At 66.2% G+C, this 7,305-nt stretch carries 9 protein-coding genes; all 9 read left to right on the top strand.

All coding sequences use genetic code 11. The features are described from left to right. The first annotated feature begins 146 nt into the window (after positions 1-146). On the top strand, positions 147-332 hold the full coding sequence (locus tag ENJ37_09245; protein ID HHL40677.1) for a hypothetical protein: 186 nt from the start codon (positions 147-149) through the stop codon (positions 330-332). A gap of 34 nt (positions 333-366) precedes the next feature. Next, a complete protein-coding gene (gene cobO, locus ENJ37_09240) occupies positions 367-900 on the top strand; it encodes a cob(I)yrinic acid a,c-diamide adenosyltransferase (protein ID HHL40676.1) in 534 nt (177 codons plus the stop codon). An 11-nt stretch (positions 901-911) separates the two neighbouring features. Further along, on the top strand, positions 912-1,463 hold the full coding sequence (gene cobU, locus ENJ37_09235; protein HHL40675.1) for a bifunctional adenosylcobinamide kinase/adenosylcobinamide-phosphate guanylyltransferase: 552 nt from the start codon (positions 912-914) through the stop codon (positions 1,461-1,463). Between the two features lie 245 nt (positions 1,464-1,708). Beyond that, positions 1,709-2,245 (top strand): hypothetical protein, encoded by a 537-nt coding sequence (locus tag ENJ37_09230; protein HHL40674.1) that lies wholly within the window; start codon positions 1,709-1,711, stop codon positions 2,243-2,245. Then, the gene (gene cobT, locus ENJ37_09225; GenBank protein ID HHL40673.1) at positions 2,190-3,272 is read left to right on the top strand and encodes a nicotinate-nucleotide--dimethylbenzimidazole phosphoribosyltransferase; all 1,083 of its coding nucleotides are present in this window, start codon (positions 2,190-2,192) and stop codon (positions 3,270-3,272) included. The genes ENJ37_09230 and cobT overlap by 56 nt, the downstream gene beginning before the upstream one ends. Positions 3,273-3,309: 37 nt before the next feature. Further along, positions 3,310-4,047, top strand: coding sequence for an adenosylcobinamide-GDP ribazoletransferase (locus ENJ37_09220; GenBank protein ID HHL40672.1), 738 nt, complete (start codon positions 3,310-3,312; stop codon positions 4,045-4,047). Between the two features lie 373 nt (positions 4,048-4,420). After that, complete coding sequence (locus tag ENJ37_09215) at positions 4,421-5,056, top strand: histidine phosphatase family protein (GenBank protein HHL40671.1); 636 nt, start codon at positions 4,421-4,423, stop codon at positions 5,054-5,056. A gap of 3 nt (positions 5,057-5,059) precedes the next feature. Further along, positions 5,060-6,463: a cobyrinate a,c-diamide synthase gene (locus ENJ37_09210; protein ID HHL40670.1), complete on the top strand. Its 1,404-nt coding sequence runs from the start codon at positions 5,060-5,062 to the stop codon at positions 6,461-6,463. A 62-nt stretch (positions 6,464-6,525) separates the two neighbouring features. Next, positions 6,526-7,047: a rubrerythrin family protein gene (locus ENJ37_09205; GenBank protein HHL40669.1), complete on the top strand. Its 522-nt coding sequence runs from the start codon at positions 6,526-6,528 to the stop codon at positions 7,045-7,047. The last annotated feature ends 258 nt before the right edge of the window (positions 7,048-7,305 follow it).

Raw genomic sequence — 7,305 nt, 5'->3', positions numbered from 1 at the left:
TCATCCTGATTTTGCAAGCAAAATCAGGATGATCCGCAGGGCGTTAAAAGTTTTTGGATGGAGTCTGAGGGAACCTTTTTACAAAAAGGTTCCCTCAGTGCAATAAATCAGAGTTTCCCTTGACTATGGGCGGGGAAAGGGGTAAGTTGGAGAAACTCCGCCCAATCGCCCCGAGGCATCGCAGGGGGGGCAGGGGGGCTGGACGGTCCGGGAGGCCGGGAGGGCCTGTGGGGACGATAGTCGGGGGGGCCGGGGGCAGGGGGGGCGGGTCTTTGACCCTTCCGGCAACGAAGGGTTCCCCCGGGAAGCGGCGTCCATGGCCCTTTCGCTAAAAGAAGTCGCCTTCACGGGAGTTTTTTACAGACATTGAGGCGTGGACTCGTCCACATATACACCGGTGAGGGCAAGGGCAAGACCACGGCCGCCGTGGGTCTGGCCGTGAGGGCCGCCGGCCAGGGCCTGCGCGTGCTCTTTGTCCAGTTCTTCAAGGAGGACGACGCCTCGTCCGGCGAAAAGGATATCCTGCGCACGCGGTTCCCGGAGATAGAGCTTGTGCGCTCCAACTGCCGCCATCCCTTCTTTACCGGCAAGAGGGCCGGCGACGCGGAGGCGGAGGAGGCGGTAAGGAGGACCTTCGAGGGAACGAGGCGCGCCGTCGAGGCCGGCGGGATCGACATGGTCGTCCTCGACGAGGCCATGGCGGCCGTCAACGGCGGCTGGCTCGCCGTCGAAGAGGTGGTGGAGTTCATCGAGTCGAGGCCGCCGGATCTCGAGGTGGTCCTTACGGGCCGGAACGCGCCCGTCGAGCTCGTGCGGGCCGCCGACTACGTGACCGAGATGCTCAAGATAAAACACCCCTTCGACGAGGGCGTGAAGGCCCGCAAGGGCATCGAGTTTTAGGGGGAGGGAGTGTGGACGGTGCGGCGGGGTCCGGCCGTAGGCTCGTCTTCGTGCTCGGCGGGGCGCGAAGCGGCAAGAGCGCCTTCGCCCAGCGGCTCTGCGAATCGCTCGCCGGCGGTGGTCTCTACCTGGCCACGGCCCGGGCCCTCGACGACGAGATGAGAGAGCGCATCCGGCGCCACAGGAGCTCGCGCTCCGAGAGGTGGACGACCGTCGAGGAGCCGCTCCGGGTTGTGGAGGTCCTCGAGGAGACGGACGCGCCGGTAGTGCTCCTCGACTGCCTCACGCTGTGGCTCTCCAACCTCTTGGGCGCGGGCCTCGACGACCGGGCGGCCGCCGGCGAGGCGGAAAGGCTCGTTCGACTGTTCGGAGACGATGCGGCGGCGCACGGACCGCCGCAGACCGTCGTGGCCGTCTCCAACGAAGTGGGCCTCGGCATAGTGCCGGAGAACGCCCTGGCAAGACGCTTCCGGGACCTGGCGGGCTCTGTGAACCGCACGGTGGCGGCCGCCGCCCATGAGGTCCACTTCATCGCCGCCGGGCTTCCCGTAAGACTCAAGTAAACGTCCCGGGCGACGCTCGGATTTATTACCCTGAGGGAACCTTTTTGCAAAAGGGTTACAGACCCACGCTTCCCTCAGACCACCTCCAAAAATGTTTAGCGCCCTGCGGTTCACCCCGATTTGCAAGCAAATCGGGGTGAACCGCAGGGAATGAAAAGTCTTTGAAGGGGGTCTGGGGGAAACGTGGGCCTGTGGCCCTTCTACAGAAAGTTTCCCCCAGGGCGATTAACACCCTGCGGAGGAAAATGAAAAGGTTCCTTGACTCAAGGACGCTGGCGGCGCTCTTCGTGGGCAACCTCGTCTACTTCTTTGTCTTCGCCCTTGTCTGCTGGCTCCTCACGCGCTTCGACGTGACGCCTTACGGCCAGTTCGTGGCCAAGTTCTTCAAGGGCAGGGGCAAGGACGAGATAGAGGTCTTCATAAAGGACAACCGCGAGCTCTTCGAGACGATGATGCCCGCGGCCCGGGCCTTCGCCAACACCTACATAATGCCGTCGGTGGCCGTTGTGACCGGCATGGTCGTCGGCCTCGTAACCGGTTCGCGGGGGATGCTCACGGCCGCCGTTACGGTGCTGCCCGTGGCCGTGCTCTTCTGGATAAGGGAGCCCGACACGAACCGGGTCTTTTTCATAGCGCTGCTGCTGCTCTGCGCCGCCCTCGGCGGCGCGGCGGGCGGCGCCCTCAGGGGCGGCGGCGCGACTACGGGAAAGGAGGATCTCCTCAAGGATGAAGACGACGAAGGCGCAGGGCGCGACGCTGAGCGACACGCTCCGATCGATTAGACCGGTCGACGCCGGGCTGGCCGAAAAGGCGCAGCACAGGCTCGACAGCCTCACAAAACCGCGGGGAAGCCTCGGACGTCTCGAGGAGCTGGCCCGGCGGGTCGTGACCATACAGGGCTCGACAAGGCCCGCCGTGACGAACAAGTACGTCTTCACCTTCGCCGCGGACCACGGTGTCGCCGACGAAGGTGTGTCGGCCTTTCCCAGGGAGGTGACGGCCCAGATGGTCATGAACTTCCTCTCCGGGGGCGCGGGCATAAACGTCCTGGCCCGCCACGCCGGCGCCGAGGTCGTGGTGGTGGACATAGGCGTCGACCACGATTTCGGCGACGGGCCGCTCAGCGGGCTCGTGCGCCGCAAGGTCCTGCGCGGCACGGCCAACATGCGGCGCGGTCCGGCCATGACGGCCGACGAGGCGAAACGAGCCGTCGAGGTCGGCGCGGCCCTGGCCGCCGAGTACGCCTCCCCGGGCGTGATCATGGCCACCGGCGAGATGGGCATAGCCAACACCACGGCGGCGAGCGCCATGGCCGCCGCCTTCAGCGGCCGTCCCGTCGCCGAGGTGACGGGACGCGGTACGGGCATAGACGACGACGCCTACCGCCGCAAGATAAAGGTCATAGAGGACGCCCTCTCGGTCAACTCGCCCGATCCGTCGGACCCCATGGACGTGCTCGCCAAGGTGGGGGGAGCCGAGATAGCGGGCATAACGGGGCTCGTGCTCGGCGCAGCGGCGCGGCGCGTGCCCGTGGTGGTCGACGGCTTCATCTCAACGGCCGGAGCGCTGGCGGCCTGCGAGCTCTGTCCCGCTGCAAAGGACTATCTCTTCGCCGCCCACCGCTCGGTGGAGCGGGGCCACGGCGTCATGCTCGAGCGCATGGGGCTGGAGCCCATCCTCGACCTCGGCCTCCGTCTCGGCGAGGGCACGGGCGCCGCCCTGGCCATGGGGGTCATCGAGGCGGCCGTGAAGATATACAACGAGATGGCAACCTTCGAGGACGCCGGCGTGGCCGAGGAGGGAGACTGAAGCCGCTGCCCTTTCCGGCCGGGACGTCGCCGCGGCAATGAGAGGATTCCTTACAGCCCTCCGCTTCCTCACGGTCTTCCGGGTCGGCGGGGAGAGCGCCGCCGGCCCCGGGGAGATCGGCCGCTCGATGGTCTACTTTCCCCTCGTGGGGGCCGTGCAGGGGGTCGTCCTCGCCGTCTGCGACGGGCTCTTCACCGCCCTGTTCCCGGCCGGTGTCTCGTCGGCGCTCGTCGTGGCCGTGCTCGCCCTCACAAACGGCGGGCTCCACCTCGACGGCTTCGTCGACACGGTGGACGGTCTTGCCGGCGGCTCGACGCCCGAAGAGCGGCTTCGCATAATGCGCGAGGCCGGGGCCGGAGCCGTGGGAGCCGCGGCCGTTGCGATCTTCGTGGCGGCGCTCGTTTCGGCCCTCTCGGCGCTGCCCGAGGGGGAAAGGACCGCTTCCCTGCTGCTCATGCCGGTTGTGGCCCGCTGGGCCATGGTCCCCATGGCCTTCTGGGGCGGCTACGCCCGCAGCACTCCCGGCCTCGGCGCCGCCTTCACCGGCAGAGACGGCGCGACTGCGGCCGCGGCCACGGCAATGACGGCCCTTTTGCTGCTGCCCTTCTTCGGCCCGGCCTCCCTCTGGATGCTCCTCGTCGTGCTGGGCCTTGTCCGGTCGCTTACGGCCTTCTTCACCGCGAGACTCGGCGGCGTAACGGGCGATTGCTTCGGCTTCACCACGGAAGTGGCGGCACTTGCATTCCTGCTCTGCCTTCTGGCATACTTCGGCTGAGCCCCGGGGAACCTTCTCCCTCCAAAGACTTTTTATTTGCTCATCGAGCCGCGTCGGCTCTTGCGATCGCTGGAAGAAACGAGGTCCCTTGGCCCGAATAAATTTGAAGGGAGTGTCTTGACCGCGCCCGCCACGCGGGGGCGGTCCCCGGAAGGTTCGGGCCGCAAGGGCGTAAAAAACCCCGTCCGGCGCGGCCCGAACCTTCCGGGGACCGCTATACAAATAACATTAAGGAAGCTCCGATTAATTACCTGGGGGAAACTTTCTGTAGAAGGGCCATATCCCCCAGCCCCCTTCAAAGACTCTCAATACGAGTTGGTTTCCCCCTGTTTTGCCAAGCAAAACAGGGGGAAACCAACTCGCGTTAACGGTAATGGAGAGGACGAGGCTTTACATAGCGCGTCACGGTCAGGTGGTGAACCATCACGAGTTGCGCTACAACGGTCATACGGACGTGGACATAACGGCCGAGGGCGCGGCCCAGATGGAGCGGCTTGCGGGCTTCTTTTCCGGCTTGAGCCTCGACGGTCTCTACTGCAGCGACCTTGCGAGGTCGAGGCGGGGCGCCGACATCTTGGGGCGGGCCGTGGGGCTCGAGCCCGTGGCCTTCCGTGAGCTGCGCGAGCTCCACCTGGGCCGCTGGGAGGGGCTCACGAGGAGCGAGGCCATGGTCCGCTATCCCGAGGACGCGGATTTCTCCTTCCGCGACCTGGCAACAGGCAGGATCGAGGGCGGCGAGAGCCTCGTGGACCTTAAGAAGAGGGTCGTGCCCGTGATGGAGCGCATCATCGAGAGCCACCGCGGCGGCGACGTCTGCCTCGTACTCCACGGCGGCGTTAACCGCCTCATACTCTGCGAGGCCATGGGCCTGGGGCTTGAGAACTTCTTCAGGATCGAGCAGGACTACGGCTGTCTCAACGTGATAGACGTATTCGACGACGGCGTGCAGGTGGTGAAACTCCTAAACGGCGGACCCAACCAGCGGTTGGCTCCCACGGTCCTTTACTGAGCCGTGGCACCTGGCGGGGATGGAGCCGGTGCGCCGGCCTTCGTCGTTGCGGCGGCGGCGAGCGGGACCGGCAAGACGACCGTGGCGCTCGCCCTCATGGCGGCGCTGCGCCGTCGCGGTCTTTCGGTGCGGCCCTTCAAGGTCGGACCCGACTACATAGACCCCCTCATACACCGGGCGGTCTGCGGCGAGCCCTCCCACAACCTCGACACCTGGATGATGGGCGACGACGGCGCGGCAGCGACCTTCCGCGCCGGGACGGCGGGGGGAGGGATAGGCGTCGTTGAGGGGGTGATGGGGCTCTTCGACGGCCGCGGCGGCGGCGAGGAAGGCTCGACGGCGCGGCTTGCAAAGCTGCTCTCCCTGCCGGTGCTCCTCGTGGTAGACGCCTCCGGCGCCTCTCGCAGCGTGGCGGCCCTTGTGCGGGGCTTCGAGCTCTTCGACGAAGGAGTGGACCTTCGCTGGGTGGTCTTCAACAGGGTCGGCGGCGCCCGCCACTACGGGCTCCTTAAGAGCGCCGTCGAGGAGCATTGCGGCGCAAGGGCCGCGGGTTACCTTCCAAGGGACGCCTCGCTCGAGCTCCCCTCGCGCCATCTCGGCCTCGTAACGCCGGGACGCCTCGACGACGCCAGGTGGCGGCGTTTCGCCGAGGCGGCGGCCGCCGCGGCCGAGCGAACCATGGAGCTTGACGAGTTGTGCGCGGCCCTCGAGCCCAGGGACTCCGGCGAAGACCGCCGTCGCTCGGAGGGGGAGGGCAAAGAGCGCGGGAGCGCGGCTCCCGTCGTGGTGGCGGTGGCCAGGGACGACGCCTTCTGCTTCTACTACGAGGAGAACCTGCGGATCCTCGAGGCCGCCGGAGCCCGCTGCGTGCCTTTCAGTCCCCTCGACGACGGGAGGCTTCCCGAGGGGAGCCGCGGCGTATACCTCGGAGGAGGATACCCGGAACTCTACGCCGCGAGGCTGGCGGCCAACAGGACGCTTGCCCGGGAGCTGCGCGGGAAGGCGGCCGCCGGCATGCCCGTTTACGCCGAGTGCGGCGGGCTCATGTACCTGGGCCGCGCCCTTATCGACGCCGAGGGCCGTCTTCACGAGATGGCGGGGCTCATGCCCTGGACCTCGCGCATGGCGCGGCGGCGCAGGGCCCTCGGCTACAGGACGGTGCGCGCGCGGGCGGGATGCCCGTTTCTCGAGGCCGGGGGGCTCGTGAGGGGGCACGAGTTCCGTTACTCCGAGATCGAGGGAGACCTATCGGCCGTGGAGCGCGTATACGACGTGGAAGGCCGGGCCGAGGGATACCTGCGCGGCATGGTGCTGGCAAGCTACGTGCACCTCCACTTCGCCTCCAACCCCGGCTTTGCCCGGGGTTTCGTCAGGCGCTGCGGGGAGTACGGCTCGGCGAGGCGATAACCCGGACGGCGGCGGCCCGTCCGCAGTGTTTGGGAACCAGAGACGAGAGGAGGGAAAGAGCCATGAGCAAGACGAGGAAGAACTTCGAGGCCGCATTTGCCGGCGAGTCGCAGGCGAGAAACAGGTATCTTTTCTATGCGGACGTGGCGCGCAAGGAGGGCTACCACTACATAGCCAAGATATTCGAGGAGACGGCGTCCAACGAACGGCGCCACGCCAAGGATCACTTCAAGCGCCTCGGCGGCCTGGGCGACACGGCCGCCAACCTGAGGGCCGCCATGGAGGGCGAGGACTACGAGGCCACCGACATGTACCCCGCCTTCGCCGCCGAGGCCGAGCAGGAAGGGGATGCCGAGGCGGCCAACCTCTTCCGCAAGATAGCCGAGGTGGAGAGCCACCACCGCGACCGCTTCAGGCGGCTCCTCGAAATGGTCGAGGCCGGCACGGTCTATAAGCGGCCCGAGCCCATAAAGTGGAAGTGCGGGGTCTGCGGATTCATCCACGAGGGCACCGAACCCCCGCAGGCCTGTCCATGCTGCCGCCACCCCCGCGAACACTTCGAGCCTGGGGGAAACTTTCTGTAGAAAGTTTCCCCCAGACCCCCTTCAAAGACTTTTAATTCCCTGCGGTTCATCCCGATTTTGCTTGCAAAATCGGGATGAACCGCAGGGCGTTAAAAGTTTTGGAGGGAGTCTGAGGGAACCGGGGGTCTGTGACCCTTTTACAAAGGTAATACCTAACCAAATCGGACCAGATCATGTAGAATGTTCTGGTCATGAGAAGTTGTCCTAAGTGCTCTTATACGTGGGCTTGGCAACTGTCCGACGGCAGGTTCAAATGCC

The organism is Deltaproteobacteria bacterium (assembly GCA_011375175.1).
Taxonomy (GTDB): Bacteria; Desulfobacterota; GWC2-55-46; order GWC2-55-46; family DRME01; genus DRME01.
The sequence above is the reverse complement of the archived record's forward strand: the minus strand, read 5'-3'. Positions and strand labels throughout refer to the sequence as shown.

What these genes read in the sequence shown, in the direction of transcription:
- ENJ37_09205 (HHL40669.1), top strand. Translation starts at nt 6,526, where the DNA reads ATGAGCAAGACGAGGAAGAACTTCGAGGCCGCATTTGCCGGCGAGTCG.
- ENJ37_09215 (HHL40671.1), top strand. Translation starts at nt 4,421, where the DNA reads ATGGAGAGGACGAGGCTTTACATAGCGCGTCACGGTCAGGTGGTGAAC.
- ENJ37_09230 (HHL40674.1), top strand. Translation starts at nt 1,709, where the DNA reads ATGAAAAGGTTCCTTGACTCAAGGACGCTGGCGGCGCTCTTCGTGGGC.
- cobT (HHL40673.1), top strand. Translation starts at nt 2,190, where the DNA reads ATGAAGACGACGAAGGCGCAGGGCGCGACGCTGAGCGACACGCTCCGA.
- ENJ37_09220 (HHL40672.1), top strand. Translation starts at nt 3,310, where the DNA reads ATGAGAGGATTCCTTACAGCCCTCCGCTTCCTCACGGTCTTCCGGGTC.